General features: G+C 66.1%; 22 protein-coding genes. 5 read left to right on the top strand and 17 right to left on the bottom strand.

Annotated elements, in window-relative coordinates; translation table 11 throughout:
• The 16 genes from BGO62_RS05865 to flgB all read right to left on the bottom strand — a co-directional run.
• On the bottom strand, positions 1-1,510 hold a 1,510-nt coding region (locus BGO62_RS05865; protein ID WP_296640167.1), incomplete at its 3' end, for a methyl-accepting chemotaxis protein.
• A 49-nt stretch (positions 1,511-1,559) separates the two neighbouring features.
• On the bottom strand, positions 1,560-2,057 hold the full coding sequence (locus BGO62_RS05860) for a chemotaxis protein CheW (protein WP_296640165.1): 498 nt from the start codon (positions 2,055-2,057) through the stop codon (positions 1,560-1,562).
• A 39-nt stretch (positions 2,058-2,096) separates the two neighbouring features.
• Complete coding sequence (cheA, locus tag BGO62_RS05855) at positions 2,097-4,178, bottom strand: chemotaxis protein CheA (RefSeq protein WP_296640163.1); 2,082 nt, start codon at positions 4,176-4,178, stop codon at positions 2,097-2,099.
• Between the two features lie 46 nt (positions 4,179-4,224).
• Complete coding sequence (locus BGO62_RS05850; protein ID WP_296640161.1) at positions 4,225-4,590, bottom strand: response regulator; 366 nt, start codon at positions 4,588-4,590, stop codon at positions 4,225-4,227.
• A 52-nt stretch (positions 4,591-4,642) separates the two neighbouring features.
• Positions 4,643-5,158, bottom strand: coding sequence for a chemotaxis protein (locus tag BGO62_RS05845; RefSeq protein ID WP_296640160.1), 516 nt, complete (start codon positions 5,156-5,158; stop codon positions 4,643-4,645).
• A gap of 44 nt (positions 5,159-5,202) precedes the next feature.
• Entirely contained in the window at positions 5,203-6,108 is a 906-nt protein-coding gene (gene flgL / locus BGO62_RS05840; protein WP_296640158.1) for a flagellar hook-associated protein FlgL, read from the bottom strand.
• A 15-nt stretch (positions 6,109-6,123) separates the two neighbouring features.
• Positions 6,124-8,097 carry a flagellar hook-associated protein FlgK gene (flgK, locus tag BGO62_RS05835; RefSeq protein WP_296640156.1) on the bottom strand — a complete coding sequence of 658 codons (1,974 nt, stop codon included), beginning with the start codon at positions 8,095-8,097 and terminating at the stop codon, positions 6,124-6,126.
• A 92-nt stretch (positions 8,098-8,189) separates the two neighbouring features.
• Complete coding sequence (gene flgJ / locus BGO62_RS05830) at positions 8,190-9,035, bottom strand: flagellar assembly peptidoglycan hydrolase FlgJ (RefSeq protein ID WP_296640154.1); 846 nt, start codon at positions 9,033-9,035, stop codon at positions 8,190-8,192.
• Positions 9,036-10,133, bottom strand: coding sequence for a flagellar basal body P-ring protein FlgI (locus tag BGO62_RS05825; RefSeq protein WP_296640152.1), 1,098 nt, complete (start codon positions 10,131-10,133; stop codon positions 9,036-9,038).
• 12 nt (positions 10,134-10,145) lie between these two features.
• A complete protein-coding gene (locus BGO62_RS05820; RefSeq protein WP_296640151.1) occupies positions 10,146-10,814 on the bottom strand; it encodes a flagellar basal body L-ring protein FlgH in 669 nt (222 codons plus the stop codon).
• An 8-nt stretch (positions 10,815-10,822) separates the two neighbouring features.
• A complete protein-coding gene (gene flgG / locus BGO62_RS05815) occupies positions 10,823-11,605 on the bottom strand; it encodes a flagellar basal-body rod protein FlgG (RefSeq protein ID WP_296640149.1) in 783 nt (260 codons plus the stop codon).
• Between the two features lie 18 nt (positions 11,606-11,623).
• A complete protein-coding gene (flgF, locus tag BGO62_RS05810; RefSeq protein WP_296640147.1) occupies positions 11,624-12,364 on the bottom strand; it encodes a flagellar basal-body rod protein FlgF in 741 nt (246 codons plus the stop codon).
• Between the two features lie 31 nt (positions 12,365-12,395).
• Positions 12,396-13,622, bottom strand: coding sequence for a flagellar hook protein FlgE (gene flgE, locus BGO62_RS05805; protein WP_296640145.1), 1,227 nt, complete (start codon positions 13,620-13,622; stop codon positions 12,396-12,398).
• A 38-nt stretch (positions 13,623-13,660) separates the two neighbouring features.
• Positions 13,661-14,326 (bottom strand): flagellar hook assembly protein FlgD, encoded by a 666-nt coding sequence (locus BGO62_RS05800; protein WP_296640143.1) that lies wholly within the window; start codon positions 14,324-14,326, stop codon positions 13,661-13,663.
• 13 nt (positions 14,327-14,339) lie between these two features.
• The gene (flgC, locus tag BGO62_RS05795; RefSeq protein WP_296640142.1) at positions 14,340-14,744 is read right to left on the bottom strand and encodes a flagellar basal body rod protein FlgC; all 405 of its coding nucleotides are present in this window, start codon (positions 14,742-14,744) and stop codon (positions 14,340-14,342) included.
• Between the two features lie 11 nt (positions 14,745-14,755).
• Positions 14,756-15,163 carry a flagellar basal body rod protein FlgB gene (flgB, locus tag BGO62_RS05790; protein WP_296640168.1) on the bottom strand — a complete coding sequence of 136 codons (408 nt, stop codon included), beginning with the start codon at positions 15,161-15,163 and terminating at the stop codon, positions 14,756-14,758.
• Between the two features lie 185 nt (positions 15,164-15,348).
• Between flgB and flgA the strand changes: the two genes are divergently transcribed.
• The 3 genes from flgA (at position 15,349) to BGO62_RS05775 (ending at position 16,935) form a co-directional block, all read left to right on the top strand.
• Complete coding sequence (gene flgA, locus BGO62_RS05785; protein ID WP_296640141.1) at positions 15,349-16,062, top strand: flagellar basal body P-ring formation chaperone FlgA; 714 nt, start codon at positions 15,349-15,351, stop codon at positions 16,060-16,062.
• Between the two features lie 98 nt (positions 16,063-16,160).
• Positions 16,161-16,457: a flagellar biosynthesis anti-sigma factor FlgM gene (gene flgM, locus BGO62_RS05780; protein ID WP_296640139.1), complete on the top strand. Its 297-nt coding sequence runs from the start codon at positions 16,161-16,163 to the stop codon at positions 16,455-16,457.
• Positions 16,444-16,935 (top strand): flagellar protein FlgN, encoded by a 492-nt coding sequence (locus BGO62_RS05775; protein ID WP_296640137.1) that lies wholly within the window; start codon positions 16,444-16,446, stop codon positions 16,933-16,935. The genes flgM and BGO62_RS05775 overlap by 14 nt, the downstream gene beginning before the upstream one ends.
• Here the strand turns inward: BGO62_RS05775 and mnmC are convergent, their stop codons facing one another.
• Complete coding sequence (gene mnmC, locus BGO62_RS05770) at positions 16,936-18,753, bottom strand: bifunctional tRNA (5-methylaminomethyl-2-thiouridine)(34)-methyltransferase MnmD/FAD-dependent 5-carboxymethylaminomethyl-2-thiouridine(34) oxidoreductase MnmC (RefSeq protein ID WP_296640135.1); 1,818 nt, start codon at positions 18,751-18,753, stop codon at positions 16,936-16,938.
• Between the two features lie 45 nt (positions 18,754-18,798).
• Here mnmC and BGO62_RS05765 point away from each other — a divergent pair, with 45 nt between their 5' ends.
• Positions 18,799-19,971 (top strand): efflux RND transporter periplasmic adaptor subunit, encoded by a 1,173-nt coding sequence (locus tag BGO62_RS05765; protein WP_296640133.1) that lies wholly within the window; start codon positions 18,799-18,801, stop codon positions 19,969-19,971.
• Positions 19,968-20,517, top strand: a 550-nt coding sequence (locus tag BGO62_RS05760; protein WP_296640131.1) for an ABC transporter ATP-binding protein, incomplete at its 3' end; no start/stop codon positions are given. The genes BGO62_RS05765 and BGO62_RS05760, both read left to right, overlap by 4 nt.

Raw genomic sequence — 20,517 nt, 5'->3', positions numbered from 1 at the left:
GCTTGGCCGCCTGATCCTGCAAACTTTCGGCCGCCGCAGCCGCCTCTTCCACCAGGGCTGCGTTCTGCTGGGTCACTTGATCCATCTGGGTGATGGCCTGGTTGACCTGTTCGATGCCGGAACTCTGTTCCTGGCTCGCCGCGGCAATCTCGCTCATGATGTCGGTGACCCGTTTGACCGAGCTGACGATCTCGCCCATGGTCTTGCCGGCTTCGTCGACCAGCTGGCCGCCGGCGTCGACCTTGCCGACGGAGTCCTCGATCAGGCTCTTGATCTCCTTGGCGGCGCTCGCGCTACGCTGCGCCAGGTTGCGCACTTCGGAGGCGACGACGGCAAAGCCGCGCCCCTGTTCGCCGGCGCGCGCGGCTTCCACCGCGGCGTTCAGCGCGAGGATGTTGGTCTGGAAGGCGATGCCGTCGATGACGCCGATGATGTCGGCGATCTTGCGCGAGCTGTCCTTGATCGATGCCATGGTGTCGACGACCTGCTCGACGACCTGGCCGCCCTTGACCGCGATGTCGGAGGTGGAGACGACCAGCTGGTTGGCCTGGCGGGCGTTCTCGGCGTTCTGCTTGACGGTGCTGGTGAGTTCTTCCATCGAGCTGGCGGTCTCTTCCAGGCTCGACGCCTGCTGTTCGGTGCGCGACGACAGGTCAAGGTTGCCGGCGGCAATCTGGCTCGACGCGGTGGCGACGGTGTCGGTGCCGGTGCGCACCTGACCGACTATCCGGACCAGGCTCTCGTTCATGTCCTTCAGCGCCTGCATCAGTTGGCCGGTCTCATTCGTCGAGCGGACTTCGATGCGTTGCGTCAGGTCGCCGGAAGCAACGGCGCGCGCAAGCTTGACGGCCGTATTCAGCGGATGGGTGATGGCGCGGATGGTCATGAGACCGATCCAGGCCAGCAAACCCAGACCCATGGCGACCGCGGCGATGGCGAAATTTCGGATCGCCGCGCTGCGCTCACGTGCCTGTTCGAATTCCTGGCCGGCGACCGAACCCTGCAGTTCGATCAGCTTGAACAGGGTTTCGCGTGCAGCGGTGAATTTTGGCCCGCCATCGCTGGTGGCATGTTCCTGGGCCGCGACAATGTCGTCGTCTTGCATCGCCAGTTTCAGCGTGGCATCGCGCGATGCCCGGTAAGCCTTCCACCTGGAACTGAAATCGTCGGCCAGCAGCCGTTCGTCCGCGGTCAGGCGGGAGCCGGTGTATTTTGTCCAGAGCGTATCGATTTCGCCATCCAGCGCGAGCGATTCCGTGCGGGCGGCCTCGGCCACCTCAGGCATGCCTGCATTAACCGTAATCACCATATTGGTGCGGATACGGTTGACCATATCGATGACGAGACCCAGATCCACCAGCGGAACGGTACGGTCCTCGTAAACGGTTTCGAGCCCCTTTCCGTTTTCAGTGATTCCGTACAGGCCGATGGCTGCGCCCCCCAGCAGAAGAACCGACACAAAAGACACGATGAAGATCAAGCGTGCCTTGATGCTCAGGTTTTCAAACATTTAAAACTCCCGGCTTTTTGGATAGTCGTTATTCAATTTCGGCGGCCTGTCAGGCTGCGATTTTTTCCATCAATCCCATTTCGCTGCTGGACATGAGTTTTTCGATATCGACCAGGATCAGCATGCGATCGTTGAGTGTGCCGAGGCCGATGAGGCAATCGCTGTCGAAAGTCCCCATTTCCGGCGCAGGCCTCACCTGGTTCGGGGACAGCGTGGTGACGTCGGAGACGCTGTCCACCACCATGCCCATGACCCGGCCGCCGATATTGAGGATGATCACCACGGTGAACTGGTCGTAGGTGGGGGTGCCCAGGCTGAATTTGATACGCATGTCGACGACCGGCACGATAATGCCGCGCAGGTTCACCACGCCCTTGATGAAGTCGGGAGCGTTGGCGATGCGGGTGACCGGTTCGTACCCCCGGATCTCCTGCACCCGCAGGATGTCGATGCCGTATTCTTCCTGCCCCAGGGTGAAGGCCAGAAACTCTTTCCCGGCAATCTCTCCGGCGCCGGCTTGTGCTTGTGTCTGTGTGGTGTAGGACATGGTGTGAATCCTTTTTTTACCCAAATGGGTGATCCGGCCTCAGTAAAAGATGGGATCGGCGCTGAGCTGGCGGCTTGAGCGCAAAAGCGCGGAAACGTCGAGAATCAGGGAAACGCCGCCATCCCCCAGAATGGTGGCGCCCGAAATGCCAGCCACCTTGCGGAAATTCGATTCGAGGTTCTTGACGACCACCTGCTGCTGCCCGACCAGGCTGTCGACCAGCAAGGCGGCCTTCTTGCCGTCGGCTTCGAGAATGACGACGATTCCCTGCGACGGCTCGGTGAAACACGGTTCGATGGCGAAGATCTGGTACAGCGGAATCAGCGGCAAATATTCCCCGCGTATCTTGATCACCCGGCCCTGGCCGGCAATTTCCTTGACGTCGGTCGATGCCGGCTGCAGCGATTCGATGACGTAGCCGAGCGGCAGGATGTACACCTCTTCTCCCACCTTGACCGACATGCCGTCGAGAATGGCCAGCGTCAGCGGCAGGGAGATGGCCATCGTGGTGCCGCTGCCGGGAACCGAACGAATATCGACGGTGCCGCCCATTGCCGCGATGTTGCGCTTGACCACATCCATGCCCACGCCGCGGCCGGATACGTCGGTCACCACTTCCGCAGTGGAAAATCCAGGGGCCAAAACAAGATTCCAGACGTCGGCATCGGGCATCGTGTCCGATACATCCAGACCCTGCTGCTTCGCCTTGGCAAGAATCCGCTCGCGATTCAGGCCGCCGCCGTCGTCACTCACCTCGATCACGATGTTGCCGCCTTGATGCGCGGCCGACAGGCTCAGCTTGCCGGTTTCGCTCTTGCCGTTCTCGCGGCGCTTCTCGGGCATTTCGATGCCGTGGTCGACGCTGTTGCGCACCAGGTGGGTCAGCGGGTCGACAATACGTTCGATCAGCCCCTTGTCGAGCTCGGTGGCAGCGCCGTGGGTGACGAAATCGACCTTCTTGCCGAGCTTGCCGGCCAGATCGCGCACCATGCGCGGGAAACGCGAGAACACATAATCCATCGGCATCATGCGGATCGACATCACCGCTTCCTGCAGGTCGCGCGTGTTGCGCGCCAGCTGGCTGGCGCTGTTGAGCAGCCGTTCGTGGGCGATGGGATCGAGCGCGCCGATGCGCTGCTCGATCATGGCCTGGGTAATGACCAGTTCGCCAACCAGGTTGATCAGCTGGTCGACTTTCTCAATGCCGACCCGGATCGACGACGATTCCTGATTGGCGCCTTCCTTGTCGCCGGCGCGCCGGCCCCAGTTCTTGGCTTCGGCCGCGGGCGCCCCGGCCGCGGCCTGCTCCGGCTTGGCGGCAGGGGGGGCCGGGCTGACCGCATCCGCCTGCTGCGGCTCGAAAATCCCGTAGCCCGGGTCTTCGGCCGGCTGCTTCGTTTCGCTGTCGCCTTGCGGCTCGGCATGCGCGGCCGCCGCGGCAGCGCCCAGCGTAATCTTGAGGTCATCCGGATCGAGCACGAACGAACAAATCGCGACGATGTTGTCCTGGCTCTCGCTGGTGGTCAGCGTGAAAACCGTGCGCTTGTCGGCCAGGCACTCCTGGCCGATCGTTCCCAGCAAGCCCAGTTCCGCCGCCAGCGCATCGACATCCCGCTGCGGCACTTCGGGCAGTTCGATGCGGAAAATGTAGTTGCCGTCCGCATCCGCAACCGGTGCGGCGGGCTCGGGAGCGGCCACCGGGTCGGCCTCGACGGCCGGCGTTTCCGGAACGATGCCCTGCGACAGCGCCTTCAGTCGCTGGCAGACGCTGCCGACCGCATCCTGGTCGACGCTCGATCCATGATGATGGCCATCCATTTGCATGGTCAGAACGTCCTTGGCCGCCAGGAAGGCATCCACATGCTCGGGCGTCAGCGCCATTTCCCCTTTGCGGATCCTGTCGAGCAGCGACTCCAGCATGTGGGTGACTTCGGTGATATCGGTAAAGGCGAACGTGGCGGCGCCGCCCTTGATGGAATGCGCGGCCCGGAAGATCGCGTTGAGATCCTCGCCGTCGGGCGCGGACACGTCGAGAGCCAGCAACAGTTTCTCCATCTCGGCGAGCAGTTCGTCTGCCTCGTCGAAAAACACCTGGTAGAACTGGCTCATATCAATAGTCATTTTCAAGCTCCGTCATTTATTCGCTGCAGGCTCGATCGCCGCATCCTCAGCCGATCAGCTTTTTCACCACCTCGGTCAACCGTGCCGGGTCGAACGGTTTCACCAGCCAGCCATTGGCGCCGGCAGCCCGGCCCATTGCCTTCATGTCGTCGCCGGCCTCGGTGGTCAGCATCAATATCGGCACATTCTGGTAATTCTTCATCCCGCGCAGTGCCTTGATCAGGCTCAGGCCATCCATGCCCGGCATGTTCTGGTCGGTGAGCACCAGATCGACCGTCTGCTTCCTGGCCTTGTCCAGGCCGTCCTGTCCGTCCACCGCCTCGATCACGCCATAGCCCGCGGCCTTCAGGCTGAAGGACAGCATCTGGCGCAGCGAACCCGAGTCGTCCACTGCAAGTATTGTTTTACTCATCGTTGCTCCCGCTCTTTGCATGTGCGGGCGTGTGCCCGCGTATTCCGTCATTTCAAAACAGTTCGATGTCGCCGCTTTCCATGTGGCGCTGGTTCACCGTGCTGCGCACTCCGGAGCGACGCGCATCCACCCGGTCGCCGATGTCGCTCAGCAGCGCCAGCAGCGCTTCGTTTCCGCTTTGCGGCAAGGCCGCACCGTTCGTATCGAGCGCGCCGAACACGTCGCGCAGGCTGGCCAGATGCTGCACCATGCGGCCGATCAGCTGGCTGGTCATGTCCTGGAATTGCAGTCCGGTCACGGCGGCGCTGACATGCCGGCCGATCTCGCCGCGCAGCGCTTCGAAGCGCTGCGCGTACTCGGATGCCGGCAGGCTGCCGGCCAGCAGGCCATTCAAGGCTTCCTGCTGCCGGTCGACTGCGTGATGAATCGCCATGAAACTCGCGCACAGCTTCTTGATGGCCTCGTCCAGCAATACATCCATCTGCACCAGATCCCGCTCGACCTCCGCCAGGTGCTGGTCGCCATGCACGGACACGCCGGACAGCAGGCGCACGACCTGGGTATTCATCAATAATTCGCTGGACGGGGGTTCCTGGGGAAGCATGTACGGCCTTACAGGAAGTTGAACAGCGACAGCCCGGAGGTTTTCACGAACGACTTCTGCGCGGCTTCGAGCGTCAACTGTTGCTGCGACAACTGGGTCAGCGCCTGGGCGTAATCGAGATCCTGCAATTCGGACAGCGTCTGGCTGTACTGCAGCTTGCGGTCTTCGCCCGCGTTGTCGAGCGCATCGATTTCCTGCAGGCGCGAGCCGATCGACGCGCGCACCGTCAGCACGTTGTTCAGCGCCAGGTCCAGATCGCCGTTGGCGGTTGCCAATGTGGCGTCGAGCCCGGCGGTGCCCGATGTTTCCAGCTGCACGATGAGCGCGTTCAGGGTGGCGAACACATCCTGTCCGCCGCCCTGGAAAACCGCCTGTCCCGGGCTGCTCACCGCCATCTGGCGCGTGCTGTCGACCTGCATCAGCCGCTGCCCCTGATCGCCGTCGTATCGCACCGCGCCGGTGGCCGGATCTTTGGAAAACGCGGGCGTCGCGGTCTGAAAACCGGAAAACTGGTAATTGCCCAGTGCGTCGCGGCTGTTGGCCATTCCCAGCAGTTCATCGAGGCGGCCGCGCAACTCGGTCGCCATGAAACCGCGTTCCGTGTCGCTCAGCGTGGCATTGCCTGCGGCGATGACGGTGGTCTTCACGTCCTGCAGCAATGCCGTCACCCCCGACAGCGTGCCCTCCACTGCGCCGAGCGCGCTTTTCGCGCTTTGCCGGTTGACGCCGTGCTGCGTATTGATCGACTGCGACTGGGTGATCTCGAGCGCGCGCGCGGCAGCGACCGGGTCGTCTGCCGGGGTCAGGACGCGGCGCGAGGCGGAGATTTGCTGTTGCGTCCTGGCAAGACCGGACTGCAGCTCGCTGAGGCGGGCGGCGCCAGTCTCGAACAGGGTTTGGGTGCTGATGCGCATGATGTTCGGATCCCCTTATCGGCCGATGGTGAGCAGCGCGTCGAACATCTCGCTGGCGATCTGCATGACCTTGGCGGCTGCCTGGTAGGCCTGCTGGTAGCGCAGCAGATTGGTCGCCTCTTCATCCAGATTGACGCCCGACTCGGTCTGCAGCGAGAGCTGCGCTTCGGAGAGCAGCTTGCCGGCCGCGCTGCTGGTGACTTCGAGCTCGCGGGTCTTGTTGCCGATCTGGCTGACCAGCTGCGAATAGGCTCCCTGGAAGCTGGCGGTGCCGCCGCCGAGGGTATTGGCGGTTTGCAGCGCGCCGAGCAGCAAGGCATTGCGGTTGTCGCCGATACCGAACGGGTTGGCCGCCACGGTGAAACTGTCGCCGTCGGCCGGCGCGGCGCCGGTGGGGCTGCTGAGGACAAAACTGATGCCGCCGAAGCTGATGGTCGCGCCTTCGACATAAGGCACGACGTCGCCCGCGGCATAGGAAGTCGTGGTGGGCGGGGTGCCCGAATCGGTCACCGTCACCGGGGTCGACAGGACGAATCCATCGCCGTTCACTGCGTCGACCTTATAGGTGAACGTCACCGGCGCGGCAAGCGGCGTCGTATAGCTGCTGTCGACCGTGGCGGCGCCGATGGCGACGTCCCCGGCATTGGCGCTCGCCGCCGACGTGCCGACGGGCGTCACGGGCAAGGCGCCCGCGGCGGCGATCTGCGCCGGATCGGTGAGCGCCACGGCCAAGCCGGATGCGCCATTGACGGTGGGGCGGATCAGGAAGCTGTCGCCCGCATCGGCGGTGCCGGAGTCCAGGCTGAATTCAATGCCGTCGACGGTTTGCGGGAGTGCGCCGGGGGGGAATTTCTTGTTGTCGGACAGCCGGGTCAGGGTGTAGTCGGTGCCGTCGTACTGCAGCCGGTAATCGCTGGTGGTCAGCGCATTGACATTGCCGATGCTGGCGGAAATCTTGGCGTCGCCGGTATTGGCGCTGTTCGCGCCCACCACGGGGGGCGGCAGCGTGAAGAAATCGCCGCCCGGATTGCCATTGAGGTCGCGCCCGAGGCGGTGCTGCGCATTGAAGGTGCTGGCCATGCCGATGGCGACGCGGCCCAGGGCGTTCTGGGCGGAGTCGAGCGTCTGGCTGCGAAATTCGACCAGGCCGCCCAGCTTGCCGCCGACCAGGCTGGACTCGCCCACCACCACCGTCTTGCCGGCCGTCCGGTAAGCCACCTCGATGCGCTCCGGGTTGCTGGGCGAAGCCGCGGTCGACAGCGCGTAGGTGTTCACCCCCACCACCAGCGGCTGGCCGTTGCCGATGAAAATGTTGTAATGGCCGTTGTCCTGCTTGACGACCGTCGCCTTGATTTCCCTGTTCAGATCCAGGATCAGCTGATCGCGCTGATCGAGCAGGTCGTTGGCAGGCTGGCCATTGCCGCTCTGGGCGCGGCCGATGGCATCGTTCAGCTGTGCAATCTGCTGCGCATAGGTATTGATGCCGTTGACGCTCGACGTGATCTGGCTGTTGATGCCCTGTTCGATCTCGTCGAGCCGTCCGGCCAGGCTCTGGAAACGTGAAACCAGCGTCTCGGCCGACGACAAGGCCGCCTGGCGCGACGGAATCAGCGCCGGATTCGAGGACATCTCCTGAATGCCGCTGAAAAAACCCTGCAAGGCGGGCGACAGCCCGGCAGCCGGGTCGGCCAGCAGGTTGTCGATCTGCTTGATCTGCGCGTAATAGCTGTCGAGCCCGCTTTTCGAGGTTTGCGCGGAACGCACCTGGCTGCCGAGGAACTCGCTGTAAACGCGCTTGACCGTGTCAATCTCGGCGCCCTGCCCCATGAAGCCGAAACCGAAGTTCTGCGGCTGGGCCGTACCCTGGACCACGACCTGGCGGCTGTAGCCCGGCGTCGCCGCATTCGCGATATTGTGGCCGGTCGTGTTGATCCCCACCTGCGCGGCGGCGAGAGCACTCCGGCCGATGTTGAGTATGTTGGTTGCCATCTATCTGGTCGCCAGGGTTGGGGTGGGAAACGGGATATCGCTACGCTTGACAGGTGAATCGGCGGAATCGCCGGATTCTTGAGCCGCCGGGGTCAAACCTGGTCGACTTGCTTGATCACGCTGATCAGTTTCTGGGCGTAGTTCGGGTCGGTGGCATAGCCCGCCTGCTGCAAACCCTGGGCGAACCCGGCCGCATCCTGCCCCGGCGCGGTCGCGTCCCGGTAGCGCGGATTGGTGCGCAGCAGGTTGGCATAGTCGCGGAAGGCATCGGCGTAGGAGTCGTAGGCGCGGAAACTGTCCACCTGTTTCTGCGGCTTGCCGTTGACGTACTCGGTGGTGACGATGTCGACCGTGCGGCCGCGCCACGCGCCGCCCGCCTTGATGCCGAACAGGTTGTGGCTGTTCTGGCCGTCGGCGCCGCGGATTTCGGCCTTGCCCCAGCCGGTTTCCAGCGCCGCCTGCCCCAGCATGAACTGGGCGGGGATGCCGCTGCCGGCGCTCGCCGCCTTGGCGTGCGGCAGCAGCCGCTGCACGAAGGCCTCGACGTGCGCGGGCGCGTCGCCGCTGCGCGCGGCAGCCGGCAGCGCCTGCGCCGCCGGCTGGTCCGGCGTTGCGCCCGCGCCGCCCGGCGCCTGCAGCGTGGCGGAAAGCTGGCGCACCATCACGTCGGCGAGGCCGACGCCGCGGCTGGCCATGCGCTGCGTCAGCTGCTGGTCGAGCATCGAGGTGTACATGCGGGTCTGGTCGCTGTCGAACATGCCGTCCTGCGGCGTCGCCTCGCGCATGCTTTTCATCAGCATGTTCATGAACACCGCTTCGAACTGCTGCGCGGCGGCGCGCAAAGCCTCGGGCGAGGACTGCTTCGCGTCGAGCTTGAGCTGGTTGACGCCCTGGACGTCGAGCGCAAATTTGGAGGAAAGGTCCGCGCCGCCGATCACTTAAATCACCTCCAGCTCGGCGCGCAGTGCGCCGGACGCCTTCAGGGCCTGCAGAATGGCCAGCAAATCCTGCGGGGTGGCGCCGATGGAATTGAGCGCCTTCACCACGTCGGCCAGCGAGGCGCTGCCTTTTACCAGCATGACCTCGCCCGGCTGCTGGCGGATTTCGATCTGCGACTGCGCAGCCACCACGGTCTGCCCCCTGGAAAACGGCGCCGGCTGGCTGACGACCGGTTCGGTGTTGATGATCACCGACAGGTTGCCGTGCGATACCGCGCTGGGGTCGAGCATGACCGCGCGGTTCATCACCACCGAACCGGTGCGCGCATTGATGATGACCTTGGCCATGGCCTGCGCCGGGCTGACGTCGAGGCTTTCGATGGCGCCCAGAAACGCGACCCGCTCGCTCTCGCCGAGCGGCGTCTTCACCTGGATCACCCGGCCGTTCAGCGCGCGCGCGGTGTCCTTGCCGAAATGCGCGTTCACCGCGTCGACCACGCGGCTGGCGGTGGTGAAGTCGCTTTGCCGCAGTTCCAGGTTGATGCTGCCGGATTCGCCCAGCGCGCTGGCGACGCTGCGCTCGACCGTCGCACCGGCGGGAATCCGCCCGACGCTCAGATGGTTGATCTGCACCTTGCTGCCGCTGGCCGAGGCGCCGGCGCCGCCGACCACCAGATTGCCCTGCGCCATCGCGTAGACCTGGCCATCGGCACCCTTCAGCGGCGTCATCACCAGGGTGCCGCCGCGCAGGCTCTTGGCGTTGCCGATCGACGATACCGTCACATCGATGCCCTGCCCGGCCTGGGCAAACGGCGGCAGTTCGGCGGTCACCATCACCGCCGCCACGTTCTTCAACTGCATGTTGATGCCGGGCGGCAGGTTGACCCCCATCTGCGTCAGCATGTTGGCGATGCTCTGGGTGGTGAACGGGGTCTGCGTGGTCTGGTCGCCGCTGCCGTCGAGCCCCACCACCAGGCCGTATCCCGCCAGCTGGTTGGTGCGCACGCCCTGCATGCTTGCGATGTCCTTGATGCGTTCGGCATGCGCCGCGCCGCCCGCCAGCAGCGCGGCCAGAAGAAGCAAGCTTGAAATCCGCATGGTGCCCACCGTTTATAAAGGAATGAAACTGAGGAAGAAGCGCGCCAGCCAGCTCATCATTTCGGCCTTGTCGAAATTGGCGCTGGTGCGGTACTCGATGCGCGCGTCCGCCACCTTGGCCGACGACACGACGTTGCCCGCCTGGATGGTGTCGGGGTTGACCACGCCCGACAGGCGGATGTATTCGGTGCTCTTGTCGAGCGCAACCTGTTTTTCGCCGGCGACGGCCAGATTGCCGTTGGGCAGCACTTCGACCACGGTGACGCTGACGCTGCCGGTGAAGTTGTTGCTGGAATTGACCGCGGACTTGGCGTCGTACTGGTTCGACGCCTCGGCGTTCAGCCCCAGGCCCTGGAACATTTTCAGCGGCAGCCCGGCAACCGCGCTGATCGACGAATCGACCTCGCTGGTCTTCGATCCATTGGAGGAGGCCTGTTTGCCCGCCTGGGTTTTTTCGTTGATGGCGATGGTCAGCACGTCGCCGACGTTGCGCGCTCGCCGGTCCTCGAACAGCGGACGGTAAGCGGCCGCCTGGTAGATCGCGCCATTGCCGGCGGCCTGGGATGCCTGCACCTGCGGCCGCGCGGTGGTCGGCTGCTGCACGATGCTCGACGGCGTGGTGGCGCAGGCGCTCAGCCCGAGGATCAATGCCAGCACGCCGGCCGAACGCAGGGTGTTCATGACGAGCCTCACAGCTGCGTCAGGCGCTGCAGCATCTGGTCGGATGTCTGGATCGCCTTGCTGTTGATCTCGTACGCGCGCTGGGTCTGGATCATGTTGACCATTTCTTCCACTACGTTGACGTTCGAGGTCTCGACGTAGCCCTGATTCAGCAGGCCGGCGCCATTGCTGCCGGGCGCGTTGGAACTCGGCGTGCCGGAGGCGGCGGTCTCGGCGTAGAGGTTTTCGCCCATGCTCTGCAGGCCGGCCGGGTTGACGAACATCGCCAGCTGCAGGGTGCCGACGGTCACCGGCGCGGTCGCCCCCGCCTGCGTCACCGACACCGTGCCGTCGCGCGCGATGGTGAGGGTTTGCGTGTCGGGCGGAATGGTGATGGCGGGCTGCACCGCATAGCCGCTGGACGTCACCAGCTGGCCGTTGGCATCGGCCTGGAACGAGCCGTCGCGGGTGTAGGAGGTGGTGCCGTCCGGCATCAGCACCTGGAAGAAGCCGTTGCCCTGGATCGCCACGTCCTTGGCGTTGCCGGTCTGCTGCAGGTTGCCCTGGGTGAAGATGCGCTCGGTCGCCACCGGCTTCACCCCGGTACCGATCTGCAGGCCCGAGGGCAGCTGCGTCTGCTCGGACGACTGCGCGCCGGGCTGGCGGATGGTCTGGTACAGCAGGTCCTCGAACACCGCGCGCGCGCGCTTGAAGCCGCTGGTGCTGACGTTGGCGAGGTTGTTGGAAATCACGTCCATCTGCGTCTGCTGCGCATCCAGACCGGTCTTGGCAATCCACAGTGAGCGAATCATGTCGGCTCCTTTAAAAAATCAGCTCATGCTCAACAGCTGCGCCGCCTTGCCGTCGTTGTTCTCGGCGTGCTGCAGCAGCTTCATGTGCATGTCGAACTGGCGCGCCAGCGAGATCATGTTGACCATTTCGTCGACGACGTTGACGTTGGAGGACTCCAGCGCGCCGCCGATCAGCGTCACCTTGGGGTCGGCGTTGGCGGCCTCGCCGGTTTTCAGCCGGAACAGGCCGTCGTCGCCGCGCGCCAGTTCGGCTTGCGGCGGGTTCACCAGCTTCATGCGGCCGATCGAGGTCAGCCCGGTGGCGGTGGAGCCGTCGGGCACCAGCGAAATCGTGCCGTCCTTGGCCACTGCGATGTTGCGGCCGGGCGGAATCGCCAGCGGACCGCCGTCGCCCATCACGGTGAGCCCGCTGCCCGTCTGCAAAACGCCGTTCTCGTCCAGCTTGAGGCTGCCGTTGCGGGTATAGGCCTCGGTTCCGTCCGCCGCCTGCACCGCGATCCAGCCATCGCCCTGCACCGCCACGTCGAGATCGCGCCCGGTATGCTGGATCGCGCCGCCGCGGAAATCGCTGCCGGTGGTGGAGTCGACCACGAAGGCGCGGGTCGGCAGGATCGCGCCCTGCACCGGCACCGCGCGGAACTGGTCGATCTGCGCGCGAAAGCCGGTGGTGGTCGCGTTCGCCAGATTGTGCGATGTGGTCGCCTGCTGCTCCAGCGCGTGTTTCGCGCCGGTCATGGCGGTGTAGATGAGACGGTCCATGCTGCCTCCTCAGTGCATCGTCAAGCCGGGCTTAACGCAGGTTGACCAGGGTCTGCAGCACCGCATCCTGGGCCTTGATGGTCTGCGCGTTGGCTTGATATACCCGCTGCGCGGTGATCATGTTGACCAGTTCGGCGGTCAGGTCGACGTTGGAATCCTCCACCGCCATCGATTGCAGCACGCCCAGGCTGCCCGAGTCGGGCGCGCCCACCAGCGGGGTGCCCGAAGTCGAGGTTTCGCCCCACATGTTGTTGCCCAGCTGCTGCAGGCCGTTGGGGTTGGCAAAATTGGCCAGCACCACCTGGCCCAGCACGGCCGACTTGCCGTTGGTGTAGCGGCCCAGAACGATGCCGTCGGCGCCGACGTTGAAGCTGGCCAGCCGCCCCGAGGTGTAGCCGTCCTGGTTCAGCGTGTTGATGCTGAACGCGGAGCCGAACTGGGTGCTGTCGGTGAAATCGATGGTGAAATCGAGCGGGGTCGCCCCCGTCGTCACCGCCAGCCCGGATATGGTCATCGGCGAGCCGCCGGTGAGGGCGCCGGTGTCGTTGAAGCTGAGGGTGCCGATCTGGCCATCCGCGCCGCCGCCGCTTATCAGCACGCCGTCATTGGCGGCGAAAACGTCCCAGGTTCCCGCTGCCGATTTGACGTAGAAGGTCTGCAGCGTGTGCTCGTTGCCCAGGCTGTCGTAGACCGACAGGGCGGTCGAGTCGTGGTAGGTGGTCGGGTCGCTCATGTCGAAGTCTGACGCCAGCAGCGGCGTCTTGTTCGAATTGAAATTGTGCACCGCGTTCACCTGGCTCGTGACCTGCGGCACCAGATCGGCGGTATTGATGCTCAGGGGCGCCGGCGAGCCGGTCGCCAGCACGCCGTTGGCATTCGCCATGTACCCGGTCAGCTTGGCACCGGTCGGATTGACGATGAAGCCCATGCGGTCAAGCTGGAATTGGCCGTTGCGCTGGTAGGTGATTTCGCCATTGTTGTCCATGCGAAAAAAGCCGCCGCCGTTGATGGCGATATCGAGCGGGTTGTTGGTGGACGAAATGTTGCCCTGGGTGAACTGCTGGGCCACCTGCGCCACCTTGGTGCCGATGCCGACGCCGGCGCCGCCGGCGCCGGTCAGGGAGTTGGCATAGACGTCCGCAAACTGCGCCTGCGACTGCTTGAAGCCGACGGTGCTGGCGTTGGCGACGTTGTTGCCGATGACATCCAGATTCTTTGCGGCGGCATTGAGCCCGCTCAGGCCTTGCTGAAAACTCATGTTCTGCTCCTTGTAATGGTTGCTGGCGGTCCTGCTGCTCAGAAAATCTGCCGGATCTCGGCGTATCCCACGCTGGTGTTCCCTGCCAGGTTCAGCTGCACGCCCTGGCCGTTCTGCGAAACGCTATTCACCATGCCGAGGTTGAGGGCGACGCTGCTGACCGGCTGGCCATCCTGGACGGCATCGATCTTGAAGCTGTACTGGCCGGCAGGCGCCTCGGTTCCGCTGTCGGTCAGGCCGTCCCAGGCCAGCACGCTCACGCCCGCCTCCCTGGAGCTCAGCTCCAGCTTGCGCACCAGCCCGCCCGCGGCGTCGTGAATGCTGACGGTGACCTTGTCGGCCGGGCGCGCCAGCTCGAATCCCATCACATCCTCGAACTGGGCGGGGCTGACCGTGTCGCCCGGAACCAGCACGCCACGCCCGATCAGGCTGGCCGCCTGCGCCATCTGGTTGGCGCCCATGCTGGCGACCATGGCCTGCAGGCTGCTGTTCATGTTCTCGATGCCTTCCACGGTGCTGAGTTGCGCCATCTGGCTGGTCACCTGGGCGTTGTCGAGCGGGTTCAGCGGGTCCTGGTTCTTCATCTGCGCAACCAGCAGGCTCAGAAAGCGGTCCTGGGTGTCCGCGGTGCCGTTCTTCGCTGTTTTGGCTGCGCCAGCGCCGAACTGGCTGCTGACATTGCCTACGTCTTGTACCGTACTCATGGCGTGTCCTCGTTTATTGGCCCAGGCTCAAGGTCTTGAGCAGCAGGGTTTTGGTGGTGTTCATCATTTCCACGTTGGATTGGTAGGAACGCGAGGCGGAAATCATGTTGACCATCTCCTCCACCACGTTGACGTTGGGCATGGCCACGTAACCCTTGCCGTCGGCCAGCGGATTTTTCGGGTCGTACACCATTTTCATCGGCGACGGATCCTCGATCACCGCCGCCACGTTCACCCCGGTGGCGCCGTTTTCGCCCACCGGCGTCGCGCTGAACACCACCTGCTTGGCCTTGTAGGGCGCGCCGCTGGCGCTGGTCGCGCTGTCGGCGTTGGCGAGGTTGCTGGCGACGGTGTTCAGCCGCTGCGACTGGGCGTTCATCGCCGAGCCGGCCACGTTGAAGATATTGAACAGCGACATGCCCGAACTCCTTATCCCTGGATGGCACTCAGCAGACCCTTGATCTGCTGGTTGATCCGGGTCAGATTGAACTCATACTGAATGGCGTTTTCGGCGAAGGCGGCGCGCTCGGCGTCGACATCCACCGTGTTGCCGTCGACGCTGCCCTGGGCGGGGGTGCGGTAGAGCAGCCCCGCCGCGGCGGTCTGGCCGGAATTGCCCGCCAGATGCCCGGGCGCGGTGGTGGCCAGCGGCGTCGCGCCGGGGGTGCTGCCGCCCTTGAGCGCGCCTTGCAGGGCCGCCTTGAAATCCATGTCGCGCGCCTTGTAATGCGGCGTGTCGGCGTTGGCAATGTTGGACGCCAGCACCTGCTGGCGCTGGTCGCGGATGCGCAGCGCCTGTTGGTGGAAATTCAGCATGTCATCCAGCCGGTTCAGCATGGTCGTCACCTCATTTACTTTGCCGCCTGCGCTGCAAAGCCTTTTTGCGATGACTGCATCCTAGACATGCGCCTGTCCATTCAATCGCACGATAAGCGGCAGAAAGCCGGTTCATTTCGGCGTTTCGGATGGGGCCGCGCTTCCTAGAATGACGCACTGTGAAAAAGCGAATCGAGGAGCCGAGGATGGCTGCAGAACCGATCCATGCAGGCGGACCTGCCCGCAGGCTGTGGCTGGCCGCCGCCTGCCTGAGCCTGGCGGCCGCTGCCCACGCGGCCGATCCGCAAGACCCCGCGGCGCTGCAGGCCCACGCCGAGCGCTTCCTGAAAACGCAGACCAGCGGCCTGCCGGGCAAGGTGACGATACAGGTCAAAGCGCCGCGCACTGCGCTGCCCGCCTGTTCCGCGCTCGACGCGTTCCAGCCCGCCGGCAGCCGCAGCATCGGCAAGATCAGCGTCGGCGTGCGCTGCCTGGCGCCGGCGCAATGGACGGTCTACCTGCCCGCGCAGGTGCGGGTGATCGGCCCGTATGCCGTCACCCGTCAGCCGCTTCCCACCAATCACGTCCTGACCGCCGCCGACATCGTGCTGCGCGAGGGCGATCTCGGCAGCCTGCCCGCCGACGTGGTCACCGATGCCGACGCGATGCTGGGCTACCGCGCGGTTTCCGGGCTGGCCGCGGGCGCGCCGCTGCGCAGCGCCCTGCTGCGTCCCCCGCTTGCGGTGCAGCAGGGCCAGGTCACCCGGCTGGTGCTGAACGGCCCGGGATTTTCCGTGCAGAGCGAAGGCCAGGCGCTGGCCAATGCCGGGCGCGGCGACCGGGTGCGGGTGAAAACCCGTTCCGGCCAGGTGATCAGCGGCGTCGCACACGACGGCCAGCAGGTCGTCGTCGCCTTTTGAGCCGCGCCTCGACTTCAGAATATTGGTAAATTGACGTTACTCGTGTAGCTTGGGGAATGTCCTCCCCGTGCCGCCCGACCCGAAACCAGGAACCCGCCATGAAAATCGATCCAGGCCTGAAGCAGGTTACGCTCCCCTCCTCCGTCGAAAACCGCCCTGCCCAGCCGCAGGCGAACAAGCGTACCGGCGCCGAGCAGACCGATGTCACGCTGAGTCCGCGCGCTGCCCAGCTGAAACAGCTGGAGACCCAGCTGGCGGCGATCCCGCCGATCGACCGGGCGCGGGTGGACAGCATCAAGGAAGCCATCGCCAGCGGCCAGTACAGCATCAAACCCGAAAACATCGCCGCAGGCCTGATCGATTCGGTGAAGGAAATGCTCCATGTCGCCAGATAAGCCGGCGTCTCCCGATCCCGCTCCGCTTGCCGGTCTGGCGGCAGAAAGCGCTGCCTGGCAGGGCTTGCTGGAGATCCTGCAGGACGAGGAGCGGGCACTGATCGCGGGCGAGGCCGACCGCCTGGCCCAGTTGAACACCGCCAAGCTGACGCAGTTGCAGGCCGTGAGCGAGCATGCGCGAAAGCGCCATGCCGATCTGCTGGCCGCCGGACACGCCGCCGATCGCGCCGGCGTGGACGCCTGGCTGGCGCGGCACGGCCAGCCCGAACAGCGCGCCCGCTGGCAGCGGCTATGCGCGCTGGAACAGGAGGTTCAGGCGGCGAACCAGCGCATCGGCTCGCTGATCGAGTTGCGCCTCAGCTCCACCCGGCAGGCGCTCAATGTGCTGGTCCACAGCGCAACCAGCCAGGGCGGCCTGTACGACCATGCCGGCCTCGCGGTCGCCGCGCGCAAAGGCACCCCCCTCACCGCCGCCTGATCAGCGGGCGAAGCGCCCGGGAGCGATCGCCCGCATCAAATCGCGTTCCAGCGGCAGCGGCTGGCGGGTGATGCGGTCGGCCAGCGCCTCGCCCAGCAAGCCCGCCCACACCACCCCGCGCGACGCGTAGCCCGCCGCCACATACAAGCCCGCCTGTCCATCGACCGCCCCCACCATCGGCAGCCGGTCCGGCAGCGTGGCGCGCAGCGCTGCGCGCCCGCTCACTGCCGCCAGCGCGCAGCGTTCGCCCGCCCCCGGCAGGATCGCCTCCAGCCGGGCCAGATTGGCAAGATCGCTCGCTCTGCGCGGTGCGCTGTCGTCGTCATCGTGTTCGTAGGTTGCGCCGACCACAAGCTGGCCCGCGCCCGCCGCCACGTAGCCTTCGCGCGCGATCACCCGCCGGATTTCCGGCAGGCCGCCGGGCGGCAGCCGCGTGACCTGGCCGCGCACGGCGTGCAGCGGCCAGGTCTGCCCCGCAACCAGATCCAGGACGGCGCGCGCGTTGGCCAGCACCACGGCATCGGCATCCGCCAGCACCGCGCCGTCCTCGCCCAGCACCTGCCAGCCGGCAGCGCCGCCCTGCACGCGCGCCACCGCGCAGCCGGTTCGCAACTGGATTGCCGGATGATCGAGCCAGGCGCGGCACAGGCTTCCCGGCACCACCCAGCCCGCCGCCGGGTAAAACACCCCGGCCGCGGCAACCGGCCAGTTCGCCAGCTCGCGCGCTTCGTCCGCTTCCACCCAGCGCGCGTAGTCGGCGGGCGGCGCGGTGCCGGCCAGCGCCAACCGCTGCCGCGCCGCCGCATCCGCATTTTTGGCCAGATGCAGCACGCCGCAGCGCGACCATTCCGGCGCATCGCCCAGCGCGGCCCACGCGCGCAGATCGTGCAGGAAGGCCGCGCGCGTCAGCCGGCTGGCGTGGTTGTCGTCGCGCGAAAGCACCGGGCGGAACACCGCCAGCGGATTGCCGGAGGCCCCCTGCGCGCTGTCTCCCGCGCGCTCCAGCACGACGACGGCGACGCCGCGCTGCGCCAGCGCGTGCGCCACGGCCGCCCCGGCGACGCCAGCGCCGATGACGGCGACACGCCGCGGCACGGCGGGTTCATCGGCGCCGGCCTTGGCGGCGAAACGCGCACTCAGGCAATGCCGCTTGCGGCCGTAGCCGGCGCGTTTTTCGCAGGCGAAGCCCGCCCGCTTCAGCCCCTCGCGCACCGTTGCCGCCACCGTGTAGGTCGCCGCCGCCGCCCCCGGGTTGGCCAGCCGCGCGAGTTCGTCAAACAGCCCGGGCTGCCAGAGGTCGGCGTTGCAGTCGGGGGCGAAACCATCCAGATAGAAGGCGTCGACGCCCGCCTCGACCTGCGGCAGGCAGTCCGCCGCGTCGCCCAGCATCAGGGTGAGCTGCACCCGCCCGCCGTCGAGCGCGATGCGATGGAAACCCGGCGTCGGCGTCGGCCAGTTCGCCCGCAGTTCGTTGGCTAGCGCCGCCCATTCCGGCCATTGCGCATGCAGGCGCGCCAGGTCGTCGGCGCCGAACGGATGCTTTTCGACCGACAGGAAATGCAGCCGCGCCGGGCGCGCCGGGTCGTCGCGCCACGCCGCCCAGGTCGCCAGGAAATTCAGCCCGGTGCCGAAGCCGGTTTCCAGCATGACGAAGCGGGCGCGATGCGCCCATGCCTGCGGCAGGCCGCAGCCCTGCAGAAAGACGTGGCGCGCCTGCCCGACGCCGCCGTCGGCGGTATGGTAGATGTCGCCGTAGGCGGCGGAATACGGCACGCCGTCCTTGAATTCGAGGCGGGCCGGAATAATGGTTTTCAGCATCCCCGAATGTTACATTGGGCCGCTTCGCTGCTGCCCCGCCCTATCATGCCGAAACCGAAAACCTGGCTGCGTCTTGTACTCGTCGTGCTGGCGCTCGCTGCGCTGGCCTATGCGGCCTGGCGCTTCACCCGGCCGCTGCCGCCCGCAGTCGAACTCGCCACGATCGCGCGCGGCACGGTGGAAGCCACCGTGGTCAACACCCGCGCCGGCACGGTCAAGGCCTGCCGCCGTGCCCGCCTCGCCCCGGTGGCGGGCGGGCAGATCGTCAAGCTGTGGGTGAAGGAAAGCGACCGCGTGAAGGCAGGGCAGCCGCTGCTGGAACTGTGGAACCGCGACCTTACCGCGCAACGCGAACTCGCCGCCCGCCAGCTGGCCACCAGCGAGGAGCGCCGCCGCGAAGCCTGCATCATGGCCGACAACGCGCGGCGTAACGCCGAGCGCACCCAGCAGCTTGCCGCGCGCGGCTTCGTCAGCCCGCAGCGCGGCGAGGACGATCGTGCCGAAGCGCGCGCCCGCCAGGCCAATTGCGATGCGCTCGCCACCGACGTCAAGCGCGCGCAGGCGCAGATCCGCGTCGCCCTGGCCGGGCTGGAGCGCACCACGCTGACCGCGCCGTTTGCCGGCATCGTGGCCAAGGTCACCGGCGAGGTCGGCGAATTCACCACGCCGTCGCCGCCCGGCATCCCCACCCCGCCCGCGGTCGACCTGATCGACGACACCTGCCTCTACGTCAGCGCGCCGATGGACGAGGTCGACGCTCCCAGGCTGAAGCCCGGCCAGCCCGCGCGCATCACCTTCGACGCCCTGCCCGGACACGTCTTTCCCGGCCATGTGCGGCGCATTGCGCCGTACGTGACCGAGGTGGAAAAGCAGGCGCGCACGGTCGACGTCGAGGTCGATTTCGACGCGCCGCCCAAGCAGATCCTGCTGGTCGGCTACAGCGCCGATGCCGAAATCGTCACCGAGCGCCGCGACAAGGTGCTGCGCGTGCCCACCCAAGCGATCCGGCAGGACGGCACGGTACTGGTGCTGGGCAAGGACGACCGGCTGGAAACGCGCAGACTGAAAACTGGGCTGGCCAACTGGGCGTTCACCGAAGTCACCGGCGGGCTGAACGCCGGCGAGCGGGTGCTGCTGTCATTCGACCGAGAAGATGTGCAGGCGGGCACCCGGGTCACCCCCAATACCCTGAAGGACATGAAAGCCGCGAAGCCATGATCCGCCTCGCCGCGATCACGCGCGTGTTCCGCATGGGCGACCAGGAAGTGCGCGCGCTCAACGGCATCAGCCTCGACATCGCATCGGGCGAATACGTCTCCATCATGGGGCCGTCGGGTTCCGGCAAGTCCACCCTGCTGAATGTCATCGGCCTGCTCGACCGTTCCGACAGCGGTCGCTACGAACTGGACGGCACCGACGTCACCGGTCTTTCCGAGAACGAGCAGGCGCGGGTGCGCCGCGAGAAGATCGGCTTCGTGTTCCAGTCGTTTCACCTGGTGCCGCGCCTCACCGCGGCGGAAAACATCGAGCTGCCGCTGATGCTCGAAGGCATCGCGCCGGCCGAGCGCAAGGCCCGCGTCGACGCCGCGCTGGACGCTTTCGACCTGCGCGACCGCGCCTTTCACCGCCCTGCCGAACTCTCCGGCGGGCAGCGCCAGCGCGTGGCGATCGCGCGCGCCACCATCATGCGCCCGACCGCGCTCTTGGCCGACGAACCGACCGGCAACCTCGACCACCGCATCGGCGCCGAGGTGGTGGCGCTGC

It is taken from the genome of Thiobacillus sp. 65-1402 (genome assembly GCF_001897685.1).
Classification (GTDB): domain Bacteria; phylum Pseudomonadota; class Gammaproteobacteria; order Burkholderiales; family Thiobacillaceae; genus Thiobacillus.
Note: the sequence above shows the minus strand (reverse complement) of the source record. Positions and strands in the feature narration are given on the sequence as shown.

Excerpts from the sequence above, each read along its gene's own strand:
- BGO62_RS05860 (WP_296640165.1), bottom strand. The coding sequence starts at position 2,057 with ATGTCCTACACCACACAGACACAAGCACAAGCCGGCGCCGGAGAGATT.
- cheA (WP_296640163.1), bottom strand. The coding sequence starts at position 4,178 with ATGACTATTGATATGAGCCAGTTCTACCAGGTGTTTTTCGACGAGGCA.
- BGO62_RS05850 (WP_296640161.1), bottom strand. The coding sequence starts at position 4,590 with ATGAGTAAAACAATACTTGCAGTGGACGACTCGGGTTCGCTGCGCCAG.
- BGO62_RS05845 (WP_296640160.1), bottom strand. The coding sequence starts at position 5,158 with ATGAATACCCAGGTCGTGCGCCTGCTGTCCGGCGTGTCCGTGCATGGC.
- flgL (WP_296640158.1), bottom strand. The coding sequence starts at position 6,108 with ATGCGCATCAGCACCCAAACCCTGTTCGAGACTGGCGCCGCCCGCCTC.
- flgK (WP_296640156.1), bottom strand. The coding sequence starts at position 8,097 with ATGGCAACCAACATACTCAACATCGGCCGGAGTGCTCTCGCCGCCGCG.
- BGO62_RS05825 (WP_296640152.1), bottom strand. The coding sequence starts at position 10,133 with ATGCGGATTTCAAGCTTGCTTCTTCTGGCCGCGCTGCTGGCGGGCGGC.
- BGO62_RS05820 (WP_296640151.1), bottom strand. The coding sequence starts at position 10,814 with ATGAACACCCTGCGTTCGGCCGGCGTGCTGGCATTGATCCTCGGGCTG.
- flgG (WP_296640149.1), bottom strand. The coding sequence starts at position 11,605 with ATGATTCGCTCACTGTGGATTGCCAAGACCGGTCTGGATGCGCAGCAG.
- flgF (WP_296640147.1), bottom strand. The coding sequence starts at position 12,364 with ATGGACCGTCTCATCTACACCGCCATGACCGGCGCGAAACACGCGCTG.
- flgE (WP_296640145.1), bottom strand. The coding sequence starts at position 13,622 with ATGAGTTTTCAGCAAGGCCTGAGCGGGCTCAATGCCGCCGCAAAGAAT.
- BGO62_RS05800 (WP_296640143.1), bottom strand. The coding sequence starts at position 14,326 with ATGAGTACGGTACAAGACGTAGGCAATGTCAGCAGCCAGTTCGGCGCT.
- flgC (WP_296640142.1), bottom strand. The coding sequence starts at position 14,744 with ATGTCGCTGTTCAATATCTTCAACGTGGCCGGCTCGGCGATGAACGCC.
- flgB (WP_296640168.1), bottom strand. The coding sequence starts at position 15,163 with ATGCTGAACCGGCTGGATGACATGCTGAATTTCCACCAACAGGCGCTG.
- flgA (WP_296640141.1), top strand. The coding sequence starts at position 15,349 with ATGGCTGCAGAACCGATCCATGCAGGCGGACCTGCCCGCAGGCTGTGG.
- flgM (WP_296640139.1), top strand. The coding sequence starts at position 16,161 with ATGAAAATCGATCCAGGCCTGAAGCAGGTTACGCTCCCCTCCTCCGTC.
- BGO62_RS05775 (WP_296640137.1), top strand. The coding sequence starts at position 16,444 with ATGTCGCCAGATAAGCCGGCGTCTCCCGATCCCGCTCCGCTTGCCGGT.
- mnmC (WP_296640135.1), bottom strand. The coding sequence starts at position 18,753 with ATGCTGAAAACCATTATTCCGGCCCGCCTCGAATTCAAGGACGGCGTG.
- BGO62_RS05765 (WP_296640133.1), top strand. The coding sequence starts at position 18,799 with ATGCCGAAACCGAAAACCTGGCTGCGTCTTGTACTCGTCGTGCTGGCG.